The organism is Brevibacillus centrosporus (genome assembly GCF_046622605.1).
GTDB lineage: Bacteria > Bacillota > Bacilli > Brevibacillales > Brevibacillaceae > Brevibacillus > Brevibacillus centrosporus.
Window position 1 is genome coordinate 3,796,851 of sequence record NZ_CP176856.1, and the last position, 23,124, is coordinate 3,819,974.

At 52.0% G+C, this 23,124-nt stretch carries 19 protein-coding genes; all 19 read right to left on the reverse strand.

The genetic code is table 11. The features are described 5' to 3' along the window. Positions 1-55: 55 nt before the first annotated feature. The 19 genes from ACLIN2_RS19160 to ACLIN2_RS19250 all read right to left on the reverse strand — a co-directional run bounded on the left by ACLIN2_RS19160 (position 56) and on the right by ACLIN2_RS19250 (position 23,120). Positions 56-1,336 carry a dihydroorotase gene (locus tag ACLIN2_RS19160; RefSeq protein WP_411501847.1) on the reverse strand — a complete coding sequence of 427 codons (1,281 nt, stop codon included), beginning with the start codon at positions 1,334-1,336 and terminating at the stop codon, positions 56-58. Beyond that, positions 1,303-2,250, reverse strand: a complete 948-nt coding sequence (locus tag ACLIN2_RS19165; protein WP_092267811.1) for an aspartate carbamoyltransferase catalytic subunit — start codon at positions 2,248-2,250, stop codon at positions 1,303-1,305. The genes ACLIN2_RS19160 and ACLIN2_RS19165 overlap by 34 nt, the downstream gene beginning before the upstream one ends. A 259-nt stretch (positions 2,251-2,509) precedes the next feature. Further along, on the reverse strand, positions 2,510-3,856 hold the full coding sequence (locus ACLIN2_RS19170; protein WP_400586674.1) for a solute carrier family 23 protein: 1,347 nt from the start codon (positions 3,854-3,856) through the stop codon (positions 2,510-2,512). A 260-nt stretch (positions 3,857-4,116) separates the two neighbouring features. Beyond that, positions 4,117-4,656, reverse strand: a complete 540-nt coding sequence (pyrR, locus tag ACLIN2_RS19175; protein ID WP_092267809.1) for a bifunctional pyr operon transcriptional regulator/uracil phosphoribosyltransferase PyrR — start codon at positions 4,654-4,656, stop codon at positions 4,117-4,119. Between the two features lie 296 nt (positions 4,657-4,952). Beyond that, positions 4,953-6,317: a hypothetical protein gene (locus tag ACLIN2_RS19180; RefSeq protein ID WP_411501848.1), complete on the reverse strand. Its 1,365-nt coding sequence runs from the start codon at positions 6,315-6,317 to the stop codon at positions 4,953-4,955. A 101-nt stretch (positions 6,318-6,418) separates the two neighbouring features. Then, complete coding sequence (locus tag ACLIN2_RS19185) at positions 6,419-6,820, reverse strand: VOC family protein (protein WP_411501849.1); 402 nt, start codon at positions 6,818-6,820, stop codon at positions 6,419-6,421. A gap of 14 nt (positions 6,821-6,834) precedes the next feature. Beyond that, a complete protein-coding gene (locus ACLIN2_RS19190; RefSeq protein ID WP_411501850.1) occupies positions 6,835-7,764 on the reverse strand; it encodes an RluA family pseudouridine synthase in 930 nt (309 codons plus the stop codon). 83 nt (positions 7,765-7,847) lie between these two features. Beyond that, positions 7,848-8,303: a signal peptidase II gene (lspA, locus tag ACLIN2_RS19195; RefSeq protein WP_092267805.1), complete on the reverse strand. Its 456-nt coding sequence runs from the start codon at positions 8,301-8,303 to the stop codon at positions 7,848-7,850. Positions 8,304-8,368: 65 nt separating this feature from the next. Next, positions 8,369-9,010 carry a serine/threonine protein kinase gene (locus tag ACLIN2_RS19200; RefSeq protein ID WP_092267804.1) on the reverse strand — a complete coding sequence of 214 codons (642 nt, stop codon included), beginning with the start codon at positions 9,008-9,010 and terminating at the stop codon, positions 8,369-8,371. Between the two features lie 109 nt (positions 9,011-9,119). Beyond that, positions 9,120-10,547, reverse strand: a complete 1,428-nt coding sequence (locus tag ACLIN2_RS19205; protein ID WP_411501851.1) for a phosphoglucomutase/phosphomannomutase family protein — start codon at positions 10,545-10,547, stop codon at positions 9,120-9,122. Positions 10,548-10,563: 16 nt separating this feature from the next. Beyond that, entirely contained in the window at positions 10,564-12,525 is a 1,962-nt protein-coding gene (locus tag ACLIN2_RS19210) for a glycoside hydrolase family 15 protein (protein ID WP_411501852.1), read from the reverse strand. Between the two features lie 13 nt (positions 12,526-12,538). Further along, positions 12,539-14,914, reverse strand: a complete 2,376-nt coding sequence (locus tag ACLIN2_RS19215) for a sugar phosphate nucleotidyltransferase (protein ID WP_411501853.1) — start codon at positions 14,912-14,914, stop codon at positions 12,539-12,541. Positions 14,915-14,968: 54 nt separating this feature from the next. Further along, on the reverse strand, positions 14,969-17,824 hold the full coding sequence (locus ACLIN2_RS19220) for a 1,4-alpha-glucan branching protein domain-containing protein (RefSeq protein WP_411501854.1): 2,856 nt from the start codon (positions 17,822-17,824) through the stop codon (positions 14,969-14,971). A 14-nt stretch (positions 17,825-17,838) separates the two neighbouring features. Continuing rightward, positions 17,839-18,483 carry a DUF4912 domain-containing protein gene (locus ACLIN2_RS19225; protein ID WP_328211164.1) on the reverse strand — a complete coding sequence of 215 codons (645 nt, stop codon included), beginning with the start codon at positions 18,481-18,483 and terminating at the stop codon, positions 17,839-17,841. A gap of 391 nt (positions 18,484-18,874) precedes the next feature. Next, a complete protein-coding gene (locus ACLIN2_RS19230; RefSeq protein WP_411501855.1) occupies positions 18,875-20,467 on the reverse strand; it encodes a long-chain-fatty-acid--CoA ligase in 1,593 nt (530 codons plus the stop codon). 149 nt (positions 20,468-20,616) lie between these two features. Continuing rightward, the gene (locus ACLIN2_RS19235; RefSeq protein ID WP_092267797.1) at positions 20,617-21,411 is read right to left on the reverse strand and encodes a DUF4247 domain-containing protein; all 795 of its coding nucleotides are present in this window, start codon (positions 21,409-21,411) and stop codon (positions 20,617-20,619) included. A 12-nt stretch (positions 21,412-21,423) separates the two neighbouring features. Then, complete coding sequence (locus ACLIN2_RS19240) at positions 21,424-21,930, reverse strand: DUF4178 domain-containing protein (RefSeq protein WP_411501856.1); 507 nt, start codon at positions 21,928-21,930, stop codon at positions 21,424-21,426. A gap of 24 nt (positions 21,931-21,954) precedes the next feature. Beyond that, positions 21,955-22,359, reverse strand: coding sequence for a DUF350 domain-containing protein (locus tag ACLIN2_RS19245; RefSeq protein WP_092267795.1), 405 nt, complete (start codon positions 22,357-22,359; stop codon positions 21,955-21,957). A gap of 95 nt (positions 22,360-22,454) precedes the next feature. Then, positions 22,455-23,120: a PspA/IM30 family protein gene (locus ACLIN2_RS19250; protein WP_092267794.1), complete on the reverse strand. Its 666-nt coding sequence runs from the start codon at positions 23,118-23,120 to the stop codon at positions 22,455-22,457. Between the last annotated feature and the right edge of the window lie 4 nt (positions 23,121-23,124).

A 23,124-nucleotide genomic window follows, 5' to 3' on the forward strand; every position in this document is an offset into this window, starting at 1 on the left:
TGTCTCGCCCAATCCCCCAGAAGCTTTTATCTTGTTGTCATACAGGGGTTTCTCATTACACCTCTTGATGTACGATCTTGCCATCTACCAAGGTTAGGATCGGCCAACCTTTGCACGCCCATCCAGCGAATGGTGTATTCGCACCCTTGCTCGCAAAGGCCGCAGGGTCAATTTTCTTTTCAGTTTCCAGATCGATGACAGTCAGGTCAGCTGTCGCGCCTACTTCCAGGCGACCGTACGGCAGGCCGAACGCTACAGCAGGCTTGATGGTCAGCAGGTCGACCAGTTCTTTCAACGTGAGCTCACCTGTTTGCACGAAGTGAGTGTAAAGCAGCGGGAAAGCTGTTTCCGAACCAACGATTCCAAATGGAGCTCGGTTGATGCCGTTTGCTTTTTCTTCTGCCGTGTGCGGCGCGTGGTCGGTTGCGATCATGTCGATTGTTCCGTCCTTCAGACCTGCGATCAGCGCGGCACGATCTTCGCGGGAGCGCAGCGGCGGATTCATTTTCCAGTTCGTATCCAGATTTTCTGGAATGTCTTCGTCACACAACAGCAGGTGGTGAGGGGTTACCTCGCAAGTCACGTTGACTCCTGCTCGTTTGCCATCGCGAACCAATCGGACCGATTCCTTCGCACTGATGTGGCAGACGTGATAGTGGACACCCGTTTGTTCAGCCAGCAGGATGTCGCGCCCTACATGGATGGATTCAGACTCCGATGGAATACCTGGAAGTCCGTGACGCTTTGCCACCTCTCCATCGTGCAAAGCCGCTCCCGGGATCAAGAGATCGTCATCCTCGCAGTGAGCGACGATCGAAACGCCCAGCTCTTTTGCCGCTTGCATGGCTTTTTTCATCATGGCTGTAGACTGTACGCCTACACCGTCATCTGTCAGGGCAAAGATCCCTGCTTCCTTCAAGCCCGCGAAGTCCGTGAGCTCTTTTCCCAGCTGCCTTACCGTAATCGCTCCGTATGGAATCACTCGTGCCATTCCCGCTTCACGTGCTTTGTCGAGAATGTAGGTAACTGTCTCGACGCTATCAATGGAAGGACGCGTGTTTGGCATGCAGCAAATGGTCGTGAAGCCGCCGCGTGCTGCTGCCTTCGCTCCTGTTTCAATCGTTTCTTTATGTTCAAAGCCAGGCTCGCGCAAATGTACGTGTACATCGATGAGTCCTGCGCTGATCAAGCCGCCTTTGCAATCGACCCATTCGTGATTGTCACGGGGGATAGACTCGCCCATCGCGACGATGCGTCCGTCCTCCACCAGTACTTCAACCGGGATTAATACTCCCTCATGATTTAATAGTTTGCCGTTACCAAGGATGGTTCCCATTTTAATTCGCTCCCTTTCAGCAGAGTTTCTAGTACCGCCATTCGTGCTGCTACTCCATTCGTTACTTGCTTTTGAATCAAGGAGGCCCCCGATTCAACCAGATCTGTGTGAATTTCCACTCCCCGGTTGACTGGAGCCGGATGCATGATGACCGCCCCTGGTTTCATCGACTTCGCACGCTCCAGTGTCAAACCGTGTGCCTGATGATACTCTTCCTTGGAAATGTACAGCGACTCGGTATGACGCTCCAGCTGCACACGCAGCATCATGACGACATCTGCCGTCTGCACCGCTTCGTCCATCCCGACGATTCTCACTCCGTTCGGGATTTGAGCCGGCTGCGGCATCATGCTTGTCGGACCGGACAGCAAGAGCTTGATTCCGAGCTTCGGCATCGCATGCAGGTGCGAGCCGAGTACACGGCTGTGGCGCAGGTCACCGATGATGGCAACAGTCAGTCCATCCAGTCGTCCGAACTGTTGTTTCATGGTCAAGAGGTCAAGCAGGCATTGGGTAGGATGTTCGTTTGTTCCATCCCCTGCATTGATCAGCTGCAGGTCAACGCTTGTCGCGAGCTCCTGCAAGAGACCTTCCTTTTTCGTCCGGATGACTGCCGCTTCTACGCCCATCGCTTCCAATGTCTTGATCGTGTCGTAGACCGTCTCGCCCTTCACTGCTGAGGAGGTTTCAGGAATGAAGTTTAACACGTGTGCGCCCAGACGCTTTTGAGCTACCTCAAAGGAAAAGCGCGTCCGCGTGCTGGCCTCGAAGAACAGGTTGGCGACAAATCGTCCGTGCAGGACGTTTGCCTGCTCGCCCGGGCGCTCCGCCCAGTAAGCCGCTCTCGTCAGCAGCTGTACAAGCTGTTCTTTCGTCATATCTTTTACGCCAATCAAGTGACCCGTGTTGTTCATCGTGAATCCCTCCGTTTATCTGGTGTATTCGAAAACTTCGCTACGCCAAGCTTTTGGGCGGAGTCTTAGTTGCGCTTATACTGGATAAGATTCCTATAAATCCTTATCTGTACAAAAAAGCTTCTTGCCTTCGCCATTAGCCTTTGTGGCTGGCGAGACAAGAAGCTGCTATGCTCTCCCTTTTTGCGCAGGGGAAACAGCGTTCTATGCCTTGTCAGCCTCTCTGGACTGGATTAAAGGAATGGGGAACGTTTTCTTCTTATTCTTTTTCGCTTTGCACGTCACCCATTGCAGACTCTTTCCCTGGCAAAACCACATGCAGGATGATTCCGAGGAAGGTGGCGAAAGCGATATTGTCGATGGTCAGGTCGCTCAGGAAAGCGACGCCTGTTCCTGCAAAGCTGATTTTATAGCCGCCGATACCCGTGACAAGGATCGCTGCTGCCAGTACCATGTTGCGTTTGTTGGAGAAATCAATCTTGTTATCTACGTACATCCGCAAGCCTTGTGCTGCGATGATCCCGAACAGGATGATGGATACGCCGCCCAGCACTGGAGTTGGGATGCTCATCAAAAGTGTGCTGATCTTGCCGATGAAGGCGAACAGGATCGCTAGAACTGCTGCGAGGCCGATCACCATTTTGCTGAATACGCGGGTAATCGCGAGTACGCCGATATTTTCGCCATAGGTTGTTGCAGGAGGTCCACCGATGAACGCTGCAAGCGAAGTTGCGATACCGTCACCCAGCAAGCTGCGGTGCAGACCAGGGTCTTTCATCAGATCGCGGTCCATAACTTTGCTCGTTACCAGAAGATGCCCCAGATGCTCGGCCAGTGTTACGAATGCGACTGGTGCGATAACCAGTGCTGCGATCCAAGCGGATGGGTTGCCCATCGCTGCTGCGACTTCACCGAATTTGAAGTGAGTGGTGAACATTTCAGGGATGCTTACAACCCAAGGTGCATCCGCGATTTTTTGCAAGTCGATCAGGTCCGGGTGACGCAAGAGTGTGTAGACATAGCCTACGATGATACCAATCAGAATCGGGATCAGACCCAAGAATCCGCGAAGGAGAACTGCTGCCAAGATCGTTACAATCGTCGTTACCAAGGAAATTTCGATCGATGTCAGGGACATTTGCGATTGTCCGTCTACTGTTACCTTTGTTGCCATGTCGACTGCCACACCTGCAAGGCTCAAACCGATGACCACGATGACAGATGCGATGACGACTGGCGGGAGAACTTTGTCAATCCATTTGACGCCTGCCTTTTGGACAATGGCGGCAACGATGATGTACACCAGACCGGAGAGGAAGCATCCGAGCAGCGCCGTACCTACTCCGTGAGAAGCTGTGACCGCGATGATCGGTCCGATGAAGGCAAAGGAAGAACCCAGGTAGTTCGGGATTTTTCCTTTCGTGATCAACAGGAAGAGCAGCGTACCGATACCGCTTGTAAAAAGCGCCGTCGCCGGATCCAAGCCTGTCAGGATCGGTACGAGAACCGTCGAGCCAAACATGGCGAACAAGTGCTGGATAGACAGTGGCAGCAGTTTTTTCAGTTCAGGTGTTTCGTTAACATCAATGTAATTTTTCTGGCTCATACCGATAGGTTCCCCCTGCATTTCTTTTTCTTTCCTTTATCTTTTTGCTCGCTCTGTATTAGAAAACTTGCCTCCGCAAAGCTTTTAGGTGAAGCCTTAGTTGCACGTATACTTGCTAAGAATCTTACAAATTCTTACTGTACAAAAGAAAAACCTCTTCGTGCGGGCACAAAGAGGTCAGCTTCTCCACAAACATGGGAAGATATCTGCCTCTTGCCGACCTCACGGGATCGTTTTTAAAGAGGAGTTATTCAGTTGTCTTACAGTAGTTGTCGGATGGATACAATGTCCATCATGTCTACTTCGTCTAGTTGTACATCGACAATTTCCGTTCTTGCTGTCGGTACATTTTTCCCTACAAAGTCCGGACGGATCGGCAGCTCCCGGTGTCCGCGGTCAACGAGTACGGCCAGCTGAATCATGCGCGGACGTCCGCTGTCGATCAGCGCATCCAGTGCAGCGCGTACCGTACGTCCCGTGTAGAGCACATCGTCAACCAGAATCACGGTTTTGCCTGTAATTTGTGCCGGCAGCTGCGAACCGTGCAGAACGGCGTCTTCTGACTTGTGCTGCAGATCGTCGCGATAGAACGTAATGTCCAGCTCACCGACTGGCACCTTTACATTCTCGATCATTTCGATCCGTTCGACCAAGCGCTGTGCGAGGTAAATCCCTCTCGTCTTGATGCCCACGATGATGCAATCTTCCACACCTTTGTTTCGCTCAATGATTTCGTGAGCGATCCGAGTCAGCGCGCGGCGGATAGCCGCTTCATCCATAATGATGCTTTTACTGATCATCTACTTACCCCCCTGACGGGAACTGTGGACGTAAGAAAAAAGGCTTCTTGTCAGGAGACAAGAAGCCACTGGACGCGACGGCAGAAGAAGACATCAGCATGTCCGCTTGCACCGTTTTGTCGATTCCGTGCCCTTGTCAGCCTCTCTGGACTGCATTTAAAGGTTCCATTCGTCATGTAGGATTATGTCATGAATCGGGACGACTGTCAATGGCTTTTCGGACATTTTATTTAAGAAAATCACATTTCCATCCACTCGATTTTTACTTTCACTAAAATTCAATTGTTAAATACCTATTAGGCTCCTGGCTTTGGTGCTGTTTCTCTCTCCCAATAGACACTGACCCACTCAGGTAGATAATTGCCGTAGTAGCCAATATCCCCCGTGACGTTTCTCAGCAATTCCGTTTCTTTTCCCTGCCATGACAGGAACACGGATCCGTGAAGCGCATTGTCTAGCCTCACGAACAGCAGCTGCTTGCCATCGGGCGATGGAGCTGGGTAATAATCAGCTGTTGCATTCGTTCCTTTTGTCACTTGCTGGGCTTTTTCCCCTACAGCCTGCTGCCAAATCCGCTGGCCCGGAACCATCACTTTATTCGGATCGTAGTGGTATTCCGCTGCTTCCCCACGGGAGAAGAATACCGAATACGGTGCACCCAAGGTCCATACAGGCAGCGTATCTACGTTTCCTTCCGGGCTATCTGACACGACTTTGCCGTTCGTGTCAGCGAACTTCAGATGCTTGTGGGAGGTCGCCATCCGATCTGTTCCGTCGATAAAAGCAAGCTGCTTGCCATCCGGGGACCAGCGGAGCCATTGCGTGTGAATCAGTCCCGTGCCCAGATCCACAGGCTTCTTTTTGGGCTGACTCCGATCAAAAAGCTGGATGGGCACCCCATCGGCGGACAGAGACGCGGAATTGTATTGGAGGTAGTATCCCACATGCACTCCATCCGAGGAAATGGCCAACGCCCTCGCTGCCCATGGCCAGATCCCTTCCTCCATATTAGGAGGTGGTGCAATCGGGTAGCTTGCTGTGGTTTTTCCCGTGAGCTCACGCAGCTGAAGAGTCATCCCCCGATCCTTCGTCGCAGGGGTCGACACCAGGAGCTGCTTCCCATCTGGCATCCAGGAGAAGTCCACAAAATCTACGTTCTTCTCGCTGTAGACTTCGCTTACGGCTCCGTTTTTCCATTCTTTTATTAAAAACATCGACTGCGGGTTTTCCGCACTTCCCCCGTTCACGAAGAAGGCAACCTGCAACCCCGTCGGCGACCATTTCGGCTGGTCCATTACGGGTCTGTCATCCAATTGGACCGCTCCCGTGCCATCTGCTTTTACCGCCCATAAGTAGCCGGGTGTGGAATACGTGTCGCTTCCTTTGTATTTCAAAAACAGCAGCCACTCACCATCTGCTGACCAGCCTACGATTTGAGCTGCTCCATCCACAGTCACTTGCTTTGGAGATGATCCTCTCTCTCGGGCATCCAGCAGCCACAGATGGTCCTGGTTGGTGAAAGCGAGTTTGGCTGCTACTGTTTCCTGACTCACCCGTACAGGCAGCACAGACTGCTCTTGCGCCATCGCTGGTCCAGCACCCGCCGCAAGCATCCCAACCAGACTCGCTATGCTCATCCACGCGAGCCATTTTTTCCGCATTCTGAATTCCTCCTCCTTTTTTCATCCGGTACAAAAAAACGCCAAGGATGATGGACGACCAATCTTCCCTAGCGTTTTCCTTTCCGCAGCTGTTTATGTAACTAGACAGAAGCAGTCTGAAGCAGCAAATATTGATTTCCGTAGAGGTCCGTAAATACCGCTTCGGTTCCGTACATGACATCATGTGGCTCTGTGAGAAAGGGAACGCCTTTTTGCCGGAAAGCTTCATACGTTCCTGCAAAGTCCTCAGTTTGCCATACCCACATCGGGTTTTTCCCTACCAGGGCAAGCATTTGCTCCGCCACTTCCTCACGATGCCAGTGTGTCGGATCGTGCAAGACGATTTCCACCTCTTGATTAGGCAAACCAATGGTCAGCCAACGAGAGCCGTTGTCCATCCGAGAGTCCATGCGCTTTTCAAAGCCAAGCTTTTCCGTATAAAACTGCAGAGCTTCTTCACAGTCACGCACATACAGCGTCACATGCGCCAGTTTCGTAAGCATCCGATCCCCTCGCTTTATGCTTGTTTGAGGAATGCAATAATGTCTGTCAAATCTTGCGGCAGATCAGCTTCAAATTCCAAATGCTCTCCCGTACGTGGATGCGTAAAGCCCAAAGTCTTGGCATGAAGCGCTTGACCATCCAGCTCCAGTGTATTCTTCGGTCCGTATTTGGGGTCTCCCGCCAGCGGATAGCCGATGTACTTCATGTGAACACGGATCTGGTGCGTTCTCCCTGTCTCCAGCTTGAGCTCGACCAAGGTAAATTCCTTGAACCGCTCCAGCACGATGAAATGAGTCACGGCAGGCTTGCTGTTTTCAAACACAACAGCCATTTGCTGACGATTTTTCGGATCGCGACCGATCGGGGCATCGATGGTTCCCATCTCATGCTGGATCACTCCATGGACGATGGCAACGTACGTGCGATTGACGGTATGCTCTTTTAACTGTTCCGCAAGTCCCATATGCGCCTTGTCGTTTTTCGCCACCATCAATAAACCTGAGGTGTCCTTATCAATGCGGTGTACAATCCCGGGACGCAGAACCCCGTTGATCCCGGACAAATCCTTGCAATGCGCCAGAAGTCCATTCACCAGTGTCCCGGAGTAATGACCAGGGGCTGGGTGCACGACGAGTCCACGCGGCTTGTTGACAACCACCACGTCCGAATCTTCATACACGATGTCCAGCGGCATGGATTCCGGTTGAATCGCCATTTCCTTTGGCGGTGGAACGCGCAGCGTAATTTCATCGTCCGTTTGCAGCTTGTAATTGTTCTTGACCGCCTCTCCATTTACAGTGACGCGTCCCTCTTTAATCCAAGCCTGTACCTGCGAACGGGACCAGTCCTCATTTTGCAGGGTGATGTATTTGTCGATCCGTTCACTGTTGTCTGTAGAATCTGCCGTCCAATCGTAACGTTCAAATAATTGCGTGTCGTTCATGTATGTCTCCTCATTCCATTACTATCCAGATAAACACTCGTTGTCCATACTAACGCTATTATCCTCGAAAAAGATGCTTTCCATTACCGACCGTTCTTTCTTCCCTCAAGAAGTACATCCAGGAGCAAAACGACGACTCCGATGGTGATCGCCATATCTGCAACGTTGAAAATCGGGAAATTGATCAGCGTGAAGTCCAGGAAATCCACTACCTGGCCTGTTGTTGCGCGATCGATGAAGTTGCCGACTGCGCCTCCCAAAACGAGAGATAAGGCAAGGGACACGCGCGGCTGCTTTTTGCCGATTCGGATCAGGGAGTAGATGATCCCGACGACAACCGCAAGTGTAATGATAATAAACAGCCAACGTTGGTTTTGCAAAATACCGAACGCAGCCCCCATGTTTCGATGGGACGTGAGATGAAAGACGTCCGCGATCAGCGGGATCGATTCTCCTCGTTCCATATGTTTTAATACCAGCTGCTTGGTCCACTGATCAAGCGCGATAATGATTACAGCAATGAGATAGTACAATGGGATGTCCTCCTTCGTCTGACTCAGGTCAGCCTAGCAGCATGTCAAATGTACATTTTACCACAGCAGAATTACTTGAACAAGCGCTTCCCTTTTTTATACAGCCGGTAGCCTTTGCGTATGGCATCCAGCACCCAGAGCGGGATTTTCCAGCCGCGATCCTTCATAAAAGGAAGGTAAATGCGGTAATACGCCTTGCGCAAATCTTTCCACTTGCTGTCCGGGATGTTTTTGTAATAATCCGAGACGTCAATCAAATACCCTCGCCCTTGATCCATCAGCACGTTTTTTCCGTGGACATCATGGGGGAAAAGTCCTTTCTTCCTGGCCTCAATCAATGCTTCCTCCACGTCCTCGATCACTTGCGGCAGAATCGGAATCCCAAAGCGGACACAGTCAAACAAGGAAATGCCATTGATCCGCTTTAAGACCAAGTATCCTGGCTCAGCATGATAACAAACGGGAAAGGAACGTGTCTCTCCCAGCCTGCGGTAGACATCCACTTCCTGCTCCCAGCCTGGACGCCCTGGCGCATACAGCTTGATCACGACACCCGGATAGTCGGGGTGGCCGAACACAGCCGCATAATTGCCCGTACCAACCAGCTCCCACGGATAAGGGGTATGCAGGACGACTACGGGATCGTCGGGTGACTGGCTTTCCAGTTTCACTTCCTGTAAAAAACTTTGCAAAACGTGATGATCAATACGCATAGGACCTCATCTCTACTTTTTCAGTGACTTCTACTCTTTGATTCTAGCAAAAGGAGAGGTCTAAAAAAAGAAAGAACCACGCTGATTTAAGCGGGTTCTGCTTCCTTTCTCACACATTAACCTCCAAAAACCAATCGCGGATCGATTCTTTCAACTTTTCCAGGGCGACCATGCTCGTAGCTTCACAATAGATGCGCACAAGCGGCTCTGTACCAGAGGGGCGAATCAAGACCCAATTCCCTTCATCTAGAAGAAGCTTGATGCCATCCATCCGATTGATCGCTTTGACCGCAAAAGGTCCGACCTGCCGCGGAGGGGACGAAACCATTTCGCGAATCCATTCGTCTTTTTCCGGCAGCCGGATATCCAGTCGCGTGTGGAACAATTCGCCAAAGTGGTCGTATACGTCTCGGAGGATTTGGTCGATGCCTTTGCCTTCCACGGCGCACATTTCCGCCAAAAGCAAGTTGATCAGGACGCCATCCTTTTCCGGTATGTGTCCGAGAATGCTCGCTCCCCCGCTCTCTTCGCCCCCGATCAGGACATCGCCCTTCAGCATATGCTCCCCGATGTATTTAAAACCGACGGGCGTCTCCACAAGCTCCAGTCCGTAGCTTTCTGCCATGCGATCCAGCAGATGTGTCGTCGCTACTGTTCGGACGATTTTTCCAGTAAGCTTGCGGTTTTTGACGAGATGATAGGTGAGCAGCACAAGCACGCCATTTGGAGAAATGTACTGTCCGTAGCGGTCCACTGCTCCGAAGCGATCCGCATCTCCGTCATTTGCAAGACCGAGAGACGCTCCTCGGCTGACCACTTCTGTTTTCAGCAGGCTTAAATGCTTGTCATTGGGCTCCGGCAAATCTCCGCCGAATGCCGCGTCCGGCGTCTCCCGAATCCCTACATTTTTCACACCTGCCTCTGTCAAAAGACCTGTCACATATCCCATCCCTGCTCCGTGCATGGCATCCACGACGACCTCCAGAGAGGAGCTTCTCAGCGCATCCATCTGCACCAATCTGCGCAAATGCGATTCATAGTGCGGGCGCAAGACGATCACCTGGAGTCTTTTGTCAGCCTTTGCCTCTGCGAGCGAGATCGTTTTCACTTCTCCCGTCTCCTGGATGACCGAGATCCATTCTTCCAGCCTTTTCGTGATGACAGGAGTAGCTGGACCTGCGTAATGCGGAATGTACTTCATCCCGTTGTACTCGGGCGGATTGTGGCTGGCGGTGATCATGATGGCTCCACTCGCCGCGAAGTGTTTGACCCCAAAGGCAACAGCTGGTGTCGGTGCTGCTTCGTTTACCAGATAGGTGCGAATCTGGTTGGCAGTAAGGACGCTAACGACTTCCTCCGCAAACCTGCGCCCCAAAAATCGGGTGTCGTGACCGACGAGGATCGGCTGTTCCTGCTGCCCCATCTCTATTGTATAGCGGGCAATCGCCTGGGCGACAATGCGCACGTTTTCCACCGTAAATTCATCAGCTACGATTGCACGCCATCCATCTGTACCGAAGCGAATCGCTCTTTTCATCTTCTCTCTCCTCTCATTACCGCAGCTCGTTTACTTTTTCCAAATAGCGAAGTACCGTTGCGACATAGGTAGCATGAGACCAGGTGAGCGGGGCTACGGACACGGGCGCACCTGTATAGGGATCGAGCTGTTCGGATAGCACACCACTTTGCAGGGCATGGCTCACGACCCAGGATAGGCGCTTTTTGGGCTCCTCTAGTTCTTCCAGCGTCCGAGCCTTGGCGATCTCCCAATCGGCGACCCACAGCGTGCAAATGATCCACGGATTGCCCGGAACCTTCGCTGTATCATGCGATTTTTTAAAATAGTAGTCTCCCTGATAGCGGGCAAATCCCCCGACCTCTGTATCCACCCGCAAGCTGCGCTTCACGGCTTCCATCGTGCTTGCTACACGGGGATCGTCCGCCGGGAGCACGCCAAGAGCAAAGATGGAGAACAAGCTGCTTTCCACCGTAAAATCCTTCTCGACACGCCCATCCTGGCGCAGGTAGATTCCTCGCAGGAACCTGCCGAGGTCCGCATCGTACAGATGCTTCAGCATGGCTTCGCGAATGCGCTCTGCTCCCTCGTCGTAGCGTTTGTAGCGGCGATCATCCCCGAACAGCTGCGCGAATCTGGCCGCTGCTTTGAGACCAGCAAAAACAGTTGCGCTGGTAAACGTAAAGATGCCTCTGCGCTCCTCCCACAAGTCGTAGCTCGGTTTGGGAAGCTGGTAAGCTGGCTCGATGTACTGGAGTAAAAAGCGTGCTGCCGGTCGGACGAGAGTCGGGTACAAGGCCTGACAATCCTCCAGCTGCTTGCCGCTTTTGTATTGCTCCCACAGGGCATGCAGGACCAGCGCTGTCTCGTCCTCCTGAATCGGCAGCTGAATTTCTCCATCCACAATATACGGATGCCAGCTGGAGCCTACCGACCCGTCCGGATTGTACTTGTGCAGCAGATAGCCATCCTCATTGAGAGCATCGGCACAAAAACGGAAGAAAGGAGCGACTGTGCCGGTGTAGCCTGCCTTTGCCATAGCGCAAGCAATCAGGGCTCCGTCACGCGGCCACATGTAGCTGTAGTGGTCGCGATTGTATTGCAAAATATCGGAATCATTGGCTGCGAGAATGGCGCCGTTGTTGTCAATCTGCGTTCGTACCAATAGCAGACTGGTCTTGTACAGATTGACAACACTCTCTGGCAGGTCGGCGAAATCCCGTTCCTCTTTGTTCACCCAACGCTGCCAGTAGACGGCGACCCGATTCAAGAGGCGCTCCGGATCACTCTCGAGAACGTACTGATTGAGCGTTTTCACTGCCTCGTAGGAATCGCCGATACACATCCAGTAATCGAGCGTTTTTTCCTCATGCGGCGCAAGCATCAAGCAAAAGGAAATCGTGCTGTCCACGGAGCCTTGGGCGATTGGATTGCCTGACAGAATGCCATCCTCTGCATCCCGCCAGGTCCCTTCCGCATAGTTGAAGCGTTTGATTCCGACGCTGAATTGCTCAATTCCGCTCTCTGACGTCCTGCCGTTGACCATGATGTACACATTTCGTTTATAGTGATACACGGTGCGCTGCACAGGGTCGTACACGGCCGTATCCCCGACTTCTGTCTCATTGATGCTGAAATCGTGGTTGAAAAACAGCCGTACCTCCCGCGCCTCACTGGTGAGATTGCGCACGTGAATTCTCTTCAAATAGATCGGATCCCGCTGATGCACGCCGTCTGCGATCCGCAGTGAAAGCCCCAAATGCTCGTGCTGGGCATGGACGTCGGTCACGAGCGATTCCTTGCCGTAACCAAGAGTACGCTGCCAGCCATCCTCATCCAGCCAGGAAAACCGTCCCTGTACCCAAACGCCCAGCTTGCTGAAGTGCCCACCCACATGATTCAGCTGCCCTACATAGGGATAGTAGAGATCGCGCATGTGAAGCCTGTCGTCAAAATTGATCAGCAGTCTTCCGTTTCCGACCACGAGGGGTCTCGGCATGCACTCACTTCCTTTATTGGTATTCCGCGATGCGTCTTGCATAGGAGGACGCCAATGTCGCGGCTGTCTCTGCTGTTGCGCCTTGGGAAATGACTTTGACGTGAGAATCTTCTGTGTCCGGCAGGATCAGGACCCAGCCATTGGAATCGTAAACTTTGATCCCGTCCACAAGCTCCAGCGGCTTCCCTTTGTTTTCCTCCAGCATTTTGCGCATTACTTTTCCTTTGGAAGCCCATGGGCAAAACACGGTCTTTTTTTCCATGTGGCACGCAGGTAAAAGCTCGAGCAGCAAGCTGAGTGGTTTTTCTTCCTTTGCCAGATACGAGAGGGTCCGCATCAGGCTATACACCGCGTCGAACATCGGGTGGAAGCGTTCCTCTGGTGCGACTTCCATCATGGCTCTCGGCGTGACCTTGGTGCGTACGACCTTTAGCTGCAGCAGCTGTGCGAGATGCTCCAGCTCCATCGGCGCGCTGACAGGCAGCCCGATTTTGCTGTGCTGACCACTGCATGCTAAAAGCTGCAGCGCGATCAGCTGTTCGGCCGAGAGCTTTTCTCCACGGTCGGAGAACAGCGCTATCTGCTCGCCATTTTTATCCAGCCGGACTCCGAGGTCTGCCCCTTGCTTGCTCACCCCTGACTGGATCGATCCGTACTGTACCGTTACACCGAGCGATTCGAATAATGGGGCCAAGAAGGTAGGCATGAACCGCGGTTCGCACTCGACCAGCAGCCGGAAGCGCTGACGCTGGATACTTGCCAAATCGATTCTTTCCATCAGAGCGCGCAAATACGCCTGCTGCACTTGATGCTCCACATGCAGCTCACCCAGATGATGCAGGGTGCGCACATACGTCTCCTGCCAGTATGCATTTTCGATTTTTCTTTCCATATCTCGTGAAACGGGTAGTCCATCCTGATCGACAAATTGAATGACGATCTCCTTTTCCTCTACGGGTTCGGCCATGTAGACGTGAATCCCGCCGACGCATTGCAAGCCACGCACCCCATATCGCATCAAGGGAGCATTGCCGATCCCGAAATCAATCGTGTCGATCCCGGATGAGCAAAGGCTGGTCATGATGCTGTGCTTGAGCAGCTGGGCAAACGGATGCGTGCAAGCAGAGAGCGCAATTCGGCTTCCCGCTTTCAGCAAATAGGCGTACGATGCTGCCAGACGTGTGACAAACTCAGGCGTGATCTCGACGTTTCCGATTCCTTTGATGCCATTCGTGCCAAACAGATTTTTCGTCTGCTTCGCACCGTAGATCAAGGATGTGCTGACAGTTGCGCTCTCGCCGACCTCTTTGTCCGGCCAGATTTTCACGCCTGCCTTCACGACAGATTTGGCAGCGAGATGGCAATTATCCCCGATCACGGCCCCTTCTCCCATCAGCACCGACTGGGCAATCTGTACATTCCGGCAAATCGTCGCTCCCGTCATCTCCGTCTTCTTCCCGACCAGTGTGTTTTCCCAAATGATGGCACGGGAAAGCTGAGCTCCTGTGGCGACCACCGTGTTGCTTCCCAGCACGGAGTAGGCACCGATCGAGGCACCTGCCTGCAGATGAACGTTTTCCCCGATGAAAACGGGACCTTCCAGTCGTACGGAGGAATCAATCCGCACATGATTTTCGAAGTAAATACGTGGGGCGATTTCTTGTGCCTTGATTTCGAGATCGACTTTTCCATCCAACATGTCAAACTGTGCCTGGCGATAGACCGCCAGCGAACCGATGTCGGACCAATATCCGTCCGCCGAATAACCGTACATCGGTTTTCCTTCACTTAAAAAGGTTGGGAAGACTTCCTTGCTAAAATCGACTTCCCGGTTGTCTTCAATATAAGAAAGCACCTCAGGCTCGCATACGTAGATACCCGTGTTCACCGTGTCGCTGAACACCTCTGCCCACGTCGGCTTTTCCAGGAAACGAATAATCCGTCCGCTTTCATCGGTCATCACAACTCCGAATTCCAAAGGCGTCTCGACCTGTGTCAGAACCAGCGTAGCCAATGCTTCTTTTTCTTCATGAAAGGAGATCGCCGCAGACAAATCCATATCGGTTAACGTATCGCCGCTGATGACGATAAAGCGCTCATCGAGAAAGTCGGCGCAGTTTTTTACACTGCCTGCCGTACCGAGTGGAGTCGTCTCTTCAAAATAAACCAGAGATACCCCATACGCAGAACCGTCACCAAAATAATTTCGGATCGCATCCGGCAAAAATTGCAAGGTTACGGCAATTTCCGTGATTCCATGCTTTTTCAGTAAATCGATGGTGTACTCCATGCATGGGCGATTAAGTAATGGCACCATTGGTTTTGGAGTGTGAGATGTTAACGGACGTAGACGGGTTCCCCTCCCGCCAGCCATGATCACTGCTTTCATCGATAATTCCTCTCCTTCTTGGGTGCTGACATCTCGGTGCCCTCTTGGGTCTTTTTATGTCGCAGTTGCCGTCCACTTTGAAGCGATAGTAAATTGGCGATACAATTCCGCTGTTTGTGCGGCTAGCTTCGCCCAGTCGTAGTTTTGCTGGACGTCTGCTTTGGCTCTTTGTGCCAGTTTGTGACGCATGTCAGGGTCGCTCAACAGCCAGCGTAGTTGATCCACTAACGAATCGACATGCCCGGCATACATCATCGCGCCATTCTCCCCATGTCTGACAATCTCCCGTAGGCCGCCCGTGTCAGCCACAAGCAATGGCGTCCCAAATGCCATCGCTTCGAGTGCCACAATCCCGAAAGGCTCATACAGACTAGGGAACACAGCTACATCTGCCATACGGAACAGCTGATTCCTCCGCTCGTCGTGGACAAAGCCGAGAAAGCGCACTTTGTCAACTATGTGCAATTGCTCCGACAGGCTCATGAGCTCAGCTGCGCTCGGGCCTTTTCCTGCTATGACGACTCGCACATCTGGAAACTCCCAAGCCAAACGGGATACGGCCTCCAGAAGCAAGTGCACACCTTTTTCACGTACCAGCCGCCCCACGAAAAACAGGATCGGACCCTCTCCTAGGGAAAGCTCCTGTCGAAGCTCTGCCGTTTGTACAGACGTGTCTTCCGGAAGCTCTACGCCGTTGTAAATGACTTGGATCTTTTCATCGGGGACGCCAAACAGCTTCTGGACTTCTCCCATCATGTAGTGACTGCATACAATGACGTGATCCGACACGCTCACAAGCGCGTGCTCACTCTCGTGAATCCGCTGCTGAAGCGGCGTGTGGATTCCTTGATGACGCCCATGCTCCAGCGCGTGGATCGTCGTAATCAGCGGAATCGCCATTCGCTCCTTTATTTCCATTGCAGCCCAGCTAACCAGCCAATCATGCCCGTGAACGATGTCGACACACAGTCCTTCCCTGCTGAGTTGCTCTGCTTTATCGACCATGGCCAGATTCAACTGGAACACCCACTGCAAAAAGTCGCCTTGCTCGGATCCTGCGTAGCCGTTTAAGCGATGGACGTAAATGCCATCCACCATCTCCTGTCCGGTCTCTGCGTGAGCTGCTGCTGTCAGCACATGGACCTCGGTTCCCTGCCGCACGAGTTCACGGGCCAAGTCAAACACAGCCCTTCCCAGACCACCTACGACATGAGGAGGAAATTCCCAGCTGAGCATCAATACCTTTCGCTCCGCTTGCTGATAATCCGTTGCCGCCACCATTTGATGCGATACGCTCACTCTATGCGAACGAAATGGCAGATAGTACGACTCATCCATTGTCGGAAAGATGGGATAAGCCTTCTCCATTTCAACGAGTCTGGCGTCATTTTGTTGATCCGTATGAATCATGTCCAACAACTCTCGCAGCCTGACCAAATGATCGTGAAAGCGTCGCACAGCATAATCCACTACCGTCTGTCCATCGAGGATAAATGCCCAGTCACTACTCTGTGCCAGCATCAATTCCCGCGCTGCCTGCTTCAGGCAACGACTGACCCATGCGTCCTTTTTGACGTTCTGTCCTTTTGCGATTTCGCAACTATGTACAGCTGCAATCAGATCTCGTTCTGCCTGATGCAAATGACGGTACATCCAGCCGTTTTTCTCGTTCAGCCAGACCTCACCATAGCCATTTCGTCCCCATGTGGACATAGGCAAGCGTGCTCGATCCTGCGCAGGGTATTTTGCCAAATATTCGGAAGGGGTAATCAATTGCACGTGCTGTGAGTCGCATACGGTTTTTCGCAGCAAAAAGTCGAGGAACAGCGGACCTTCATACCACCAATGACCGAAAAGCTCTGCATCATAGGTAGCTACCACAAGCGGCTCACGATCCAGCCAGGAAGATGCTTCTTCTACCTGTCTCTCCCGATGGTAGAGGAAGTGACCTGCATGCGATGCTGCCTTTTCCCGCGCCCAATCCGGCTCATACCAATCCTTCTGCCCTGTTTTCCCGGTGATCCGGTAATATTTCAGCCCTGTATTTACGCGGATCCTCTCTGGATGAATATAGGGAGCGATGTAATCCATTTCCCGGTCGAAACCGATATCGCGGTAATACTCCCGATAGTCGTAGTCGCCCGGATAGCCGTCAAACGAGCTCCACACTTGCCGGGAAGCCTGTTCATCTCTGGCAAAGGCAGCGACATCATAAGGAGTCTGCAGCGGCGCGTACAGTCCTCTCATCGGAGTAGGTGTAGCGTGCGAAATCGTGTGACTATCGACGAAGAAGTAATGGAGTCCCACCTCTTTCAGCAAACGATCCAGTCCTGGAGTAAACCCGCACTCTGGCAGCCATATCCCGTTTGGCCGTTTTCCGAGGATTCGTTCATGTGTTTCGATCCCCGCCAAGAGCTGGGCGCGTATGGCTTCTTCTGTTTCTACATAGGGAAGGAAGGCGTGGGTGGCCGCGCAAGTGATCAGCTCGAGGCAGCCGCTCTCCTGCGCGCGCTTGAGTCCGGAAATCAGTTGAAAGTCTAGCTTGCGGCAGTAAGTGGCGATCTCACGAAACCGTTCGAGGTACATCTTTGCGACACGGTTCTCCCTAGGAGCATTCATGGTTCGCTTTACTTCTTTGCCAGCCAGTTCAACAGTCTTGGCGAGATGCGTTTGAAATCGGGACTGAATCAGTTCATCATCAATCATGGATAATAGCGTGGGGGAAACAGCAAGGGTCATGCGAAAATCGATTCCGTCTGCGAGCAGCTTGTCGAACACCATGAGCAAGGGGAGATAGGTTTCCAGCATGGCTTCGTATACCCAGCGCTCTTCCAGGTAATCGTCCCGCTCCCCGTGTCTTACATAGGGCAGATGAGCATGCAACACGAGGGAGAGATAACCGTTGTTCACCGATGACACCTCACTTATTTGTTTGATTTCATATAGAGGGAATAAGAGGAGAAGTTCTCAAACCACGACGGGGTGTTCCCTTCCGGGGCTGGTTCAATCAGTGGCTCACCCCAAGTGGCTTTTGTATTTCGCGGTGTTTCCACCGGTTCTGAGCGAAGGATGGGACAAAATCGTCCATGATCGTACAAACCGAAATCTACCAGATACGTGCGGCCAGGGTTCACATCGCGTACGTACCAGGATTGTGCATCCTCCTGGACGTGCACATCCTGAATGGAATGGGCGTTTTGTCCGGTAAAGATCCGGTCCGTTACATCGTAGATGCGAAGGCCTTTTTGAATGTGGCGGTAATCAGCCTGCAAATAGGAGGCGACCATTCTCATGCGAGGCCACGTAATTTCCCAATACACAAATAATACCGTTGGCCCTTGTGCCATAACCTTGACGAGATCACGCCCGTAAAATGTCGGGAGACGCCACTCCCGCTCCTGTCGATGCAAAGACTCTTTCGGCGTCGGTTTTTGGGCGCTGGTTTCTGTCGGTTTAGCTCTTTCCTTTTGCAGCTGGTACTTGACCTGTCCGATGGTTAACCCGCATTCTGCTGCAATCTGCGCAATCGACTTGGATTGCGACCGTAGTTCGAGTATTTTTTCCAGCATCGCTGAGCACTCCCTTCCGCCATTTTCCTATCTGCCTGCTGGCCATTGCCTTTTGCGTAAGCACAATGTCATCATAGCCAATGCCCGCAACAAAAACTGTCGAATACTGGGTGCATATCCCTTCTTCTTTTGTCGATAAACGATCATGTTTTCGTCAACGAAGTCCAAATCTCGAGGCGAATCGAATGGTAATCGCTTTCACACGTCGAACATTCGTCTATTTTCATCTTACAAACTCCCTAACCGATAGATTCATTCCTTTATGAAATACATGTTGGCTGCTTTCAAAGTGACCATGAATGCAAGCGCTCTCTATTTTTTCTAGCTCCTTTCGCACACAAAAAAGCCGATCCCCCAAATGGGAGCATCGACTTTGCCTTTTGTGGACTTTTCAATTGACCAGTTTGCCTTTTTCCTGCCAGAATGGCTGTCTGAGCTCGACTTTTCGTATTTTACCCGAGGCGGTCTTCGGAAGTTCATTTACGATGCTGAAGCCTTTTGGGCATTTGAAGGCAGCCATCTTCTCCCGGCAAAAACGATCCAACTCGTCGCCATCGAGAATGGTCCCTGGCCTAAGGACAACGATAGCGTACGGGACTTCCCCCCATTTTTCATGTGGCACAGAAATAACCGCCGCTTCCAATATTCCCGGATGCTCGTACAGCAAACCTTCCACCTCGATGGAGGAAATGTTCTCCCCTCCACTGATGATAATATCCTTTTTACGGTCGACGATATCGATGTAGCCTTCTGCGTCAACCGTCGCCATGTCACCCGTATGGTACCAGCCGTTCACGATCGCGGCGGCCGTTGCCTCGGACTGCTTCCAATAGCCCTCCATGACCATGTTCCCTCGTGCGATAACCTCCCCGATACTCTCTCCGTCTTTGGGCACATCCCGATCCTCATCGTCCACGACGCGAATCTCTACATTGTGCATGGGAATCCCGGCCTTTGCTTTCATGCGGAAACGCTTTTCCTCGCTCTCTTGGAGCAAGTGATGCTTGATCGGAGATACGGTGATCAGAGGAGCACATTCTGTCATTCCGTAGACCTGCAAAAACTCCCAACCCAGCTGCTGTTCAACCGTACGTACAAAAGCTGTAGGCGGAGCTGAGCCAGCGATGACTACTCGCATCGGTCCAGTGATTTTGTCTTCCACAAAGCGTGGTTCATTGATCAGCATGTTCAGGACGGTCGGAGCCATGCAGGCGACCGTCACTCCTTCTTTTTTCATCATGGAGTGGATCAGCGGCGGATCGATCTTGCGCAGCATGACGTGCTTGGCCCCTACTGCGGTAAACGAAAAGGGAGTTCCCCACCCGTTCACATGAAAGATTGGCAGCGTATGCAAAAGAACATCACTATCATTTGCCCCTAGATGGAACATCGTATTCTGCATATTGAAGTACAGCGTCCGGTGCGAGTGCATGACCCCTTTTGGCTTGCCAGTCGTGCCACTGGTGTAGAGGATCGTGGCGAGATCGGTTTCTGCGATTTCGTTTATGCACGGCTCTGTGCTCTCTGCGGCGAGCAGGTCTGAATAAGACTCCCACCCATCACGTGTGGCTGGTCGTCCATCTACAGGCATGACTACGAAGGATGTCACGGTCGTTAGCGACTCAACAATCGGCTCCACCAGCGGAATCAGCTCATCGTCTGCAAAAAACAGCTTCGCCTCTGCATGCTCGATGATGTACAAATAGTCGTGTGGCAGCAGTCTGATATTTAAGGGAACGACAACCGCCCCGAGTTGAAAGCAAGCATAAAACAGCTGCAGCATCGCCGCTGTATTGGGAGATAGAACCGCTACGCGATCCCCCTTCTCCACGCCCATCCGAGTCATGACACGGGCAAGCTGATGCACTTCCTCCTGAAATTGCCGATACGTCCAGCTGCGCTCGCCTTCTATGACCGATTCTACCTCCGGGTAAAGCAGGGCGGCACGGCGCAAGGTATCATCCATCCGCAAAGCAACATGCATAAGAATCGATCCCTTCATTTGGTACTTTACCCATAGACTAGCAAGCCAACTGGATAAAAGTCAATTCACTTTTCTGAATTAACAGATAATAGAATCCACAAAAAAGACACGTCAAGGATTCACTCGCCTGTAACGTGTCTTCTCTGTTTCTATCTCCGTTTCGTGATCCGTCCAAATCCACCCGTTTTCGTACGCGGGGGTGAATTGCTCTTCGGGGAAGAAAAGATAGAAGAGCGCTTAGGTGCGACGGAGCTGCTGGAGCTCGATGAAGAGCTGCTGGAGTTTCGAATAATTTTACCTGAACTGCTTTTCGACGGCTCGACTTGCTTCTTGAGGATATTTCCGTCAGACCCAACCGAGGAATCTGAATTTTTCGCGGTGCTTCCCCGCTTGATGATGCTTCCTTTGCCAGAAGTCGTGACAGGTGGAGCTGCTTTTTTCTCTTCGGCTGTTGGTACGTGATACGTTCCAGATGGCTTGTAGATATCCTTGCTCGAATAGCCTCGATAGCTGCCCTTATAGCTCTTTTTGTGCCCATCGAACAGATCATCGAGGACGCTGGCTAAAATGTAGCCCTGCAAGAAAGAAGAATCGTAGTTGTTGCGCACGTATTCCTTCGTATCAATCTCAATCAGCGTATCGGATGGCTTCGCTGCATCCTGCTGAAGGTGATAGACTTCATTCGGGTAAATGAGGAACATGTGCTGCGAGTCTTCTTTGGATATTTCATCCGGCGTATTTTGATCGGCAAGCTCTTTCGCCACTACCGGTACCGACTTGTTTTCTGCACGATAGACGCGCGAAGTTTGTCCCTGGTCCTTGGAGGATACCGATTCAAGCGGGTACGTGTCTCCTACGGACGGACTTCCACACCCGGCAAGCGTAAGCAGGAACAAGGCGGGAAGCAGCATGAGCTTGATTGATTTCATCCATTTTTGTGGCATTCCCACACCTCCTTACGTCCCGCGTAAGACCTGCACGTCCGCTGGAAGAACGGACTCTCCCTCGTACAGCATAAACCTGCCGTCCTGCCATTCAATCCGCAGCAGTTGACGTCCATCTGATTGAAATTGCCAGATGTACTGCTCTCCGGAAGCCTGGAACGGCGTTTTCCCTACGACATTGATCCTGCCCGTATACTGCTCCTCCAAGTGATAGCTGATGTCGTCCATTTCAATGGTGCTCGGCACTTCCTCTACCGATTCCAGGCGGCCATCAATGACACTGTAGAGGTGGAAAATAGTGCGCTCCCGCTCTTCGATATACAGGTAGCGAATGGTGTTTCCGTCTTGCAGGGTGAGCATCGTTGCCTTGCGACTGTGGTTTTGCGCTTTTCCCGTCACCTGGTAGGTCACGAGCGATACTTCGACCACATCTGACGGACCCACTGTCAGGATGCTTTTTTCCTGTACGAGCGGCTCAGGCTTGGCGAATATATTTTGAATCCGTTTGAACAAACTCATGGTTGTACTCCCTCCTGCCTGAAATTACAGGCATGCTGCCAGGATCAGGGCACCCACGATATGGAAGGCCCCTGCGAGCAGTGCATGTGCCACTTTTCCTTGCTTGACCCCTTCCTCCAGATCGAATCCTGCCCCGATGCGAAACACGATTTCCACGATCCTCTCCAAAAGGAACAAAATGATGAATGATACCACAGATGCCAGCAAGGCGGTCCACAAGTCATTGGAGTTGAGAATCGATTGAGACAAGATATATCCTTGCGCGAACAGCTTCATCACAAAGCGGGTCGTCACTGCGATATTTCCGTTTTTCATCTCGGTCATATCCTTGTACTTTGTAAACAAGGAATCGACCCACATCAGCACAAACAGCAAGATCGCTCCTGCGCCCGTCCATACCAGCATGGCTAATACTTCTACCCACGTCACCGTGTCATTCCCCCCACATAAACAATCCGTTTCTTCAAACGTCGTCATTATCGAGCCAACTTTGGCGAAAAAAAGGGGGAACCGCTAAGAGCGGCTTACCCCTCGTATTTTTTCATCAACGCTGCGAGTTCGTCCTCGACCTGCTGATCCTTGTTCAGCTCCGCAATCTCCTCATCCAAGGATTTGCCTTTTTTGTAGATTTCTCCACTGGCCTCTGCCTCTGCCTCGAGCTGCAGCGCTTTGTCTTCCATGCGTTTGAGGCCTGACATCGCAGAGTTGGAATCGAAGCCTGCCATCGCCTGGTTGATGGTCTTTTGCGCTTTTGCTGCATTCACGCGAGCAACCAGCGTCTCGCGTTTGTTTTTAAGCTCAGTCACCTGTTTCTTCATCTCAGCCAGCTTGTCGCGCAACGCATCAGCTGCTGCCTTGTTTTTCTCGTAAGCATCCTTGTATTCGTTCATTTTTTGCTCAGTTGATTTTTTCTCTTCCAGCGCTCGGCGTGCCAGCTCAATATTCTTCGCCTGAGCGGCGATGTGCGCCTGTTCGTCGCGCTTTTTCACCAAAGCTTCCTGCTCTTCATACAGCACCTTGAATTTCTTTTCCAAAGCAATTTGGGCTGCGACCGCTTTTTCTGCCTCTTCCAGGTCTTCCTGCATATCACGCAGATATTGGTCGGTCATTTTAATGGGATCTTCTGCCTTTTCGATGAGGGCATACAGATTGGACATCGTCAAATCACGCAGTCTTTTAAAAATGGACATGGTA

What these genes read in the sequence shown, in the direction of transcription:
- ACLIN2_RS19185 (WP_411501849.1), bottom strand. Translation starts at nt 6,820, where the DNA reads ATGCTTACGAAACTGGCGCATGTGACGCTGTATGTGCGTGACTGTGAA.
- ACLIN2_RS19205 (WP_411501851.1), bottom strand. Translation starts at nt 10,547, where the DNA reads ATGAAAAGAGCGATTCGCTTCGGTACAGATGGATGGCGTGCAATCGTA.
- ACLIN2_RS19230 (WP_411501855.1), bottom strand. Translation starts at nt 20,467, where the DNA reads ATGCATGTTGCTTTGCGGATGGATGATACCTTGCGCCGTGCCGCCCTG.
- ACLIN2_RS19170 (WP_400586674.1), bottom strand. Translation starts at nt 3,856, where the DNA reads ATGAGCCAGAAAAATTACATTGATGTTAACGAAACACCTGAACTGAAA.
- ACLIN2_RS19250 (WP_092267794.1), bottom strand. Translation starts at nt 23,120, where the DNA reads ATGTCCATTTTTAAAAGACTGCGTGATTTGACGATGTCCAATCTGTAT.
- ACLIN2_RS19240 (WP_411501856.1), bottom strand. Translation starts at nt 21,930, where the DNA reads ATGAGTTTGTTCAAACGGATTCAAAATATATTCGCCAAGCCTGAGCCG.
- ACLIN2_RS19235 (WP_092267797.1), bottom strand. Translation starts at nt 21,411, where the DNA reads ATGCCACAAAAATGGATGAAATCAATCAAGCTCATGCTGCTTCCCGCC.
- ACLIN2_RS19190 (WP_411501850.1), bottom strand. Translation starts at nt 7,764, where the DNA reads ATGAACGACACGCAATTATTTGAACGTTACGATTGGACGGCAGATTCT.
- ACLIN2_RS19200 (WP_092267804.1), bottom strand. Translation starts at nt 9,010, where the DNA reads ATGCGTATTGATCATCACGTTTTGCAAAGTTTTTTACAGGAAGTGAAA.
- ACLIN2_RS19165 (WP_092267811.1), bottom strand. Translation starts at nt 2,250, where the DNA reads ATGAACAACACGGGTCACTTGATTGGCGTAAAAGATATGACGAAAGAA.
- ACLIN2_RS19225 (WP_328211164.1), bottom strand. Translation starts at nt 18,483, where the DNA reads ATGCTGGAAAAAATACTCGAACTACGGTCGCAATCCAAGTCGATTGCG.
- ACLIN2_RS19180 (WP_411501848.1), bottom strand. Translation starts at nt 6,317, where the DNA reads ATGCGGAAAAAATGGCTCGCGTGGATGAGCATAGCGAGTCTGGTTGGG.
- pyrR (WP_092267809.1), bottom strand. Translation starts at nt 4,656, where the DNA reads ATGATCAGTAAAAGCATCATTATGGATGAAGCGGCTATCCGCCGCGCG.
- ACLIN2_RS19160 (WP_411501847.1), bottom strand. Translation starts at nt 1,336, where the DNA reads ATGGGAACCATCCTTGGTAACGGCAAACTATTAAATCATGAGGGAGTA.
- ACLIN2_RS19215 (WP_411501853.1), bottom strand. Translation starts at nt 14,914, where the DNA reads ATGAAAGCAGTGATCATGGCTGGCGGGAGGGGAACCCGTCTACGTCCG.
- ACLIN2_RS19210 (WP_411501852.1), bottom strand. Translation starts at nt 12,525, where the DNA reads ATGCCGAGACCCCTCGTGGTCGGAAACGGAAGACTGCTGATCAATTTT.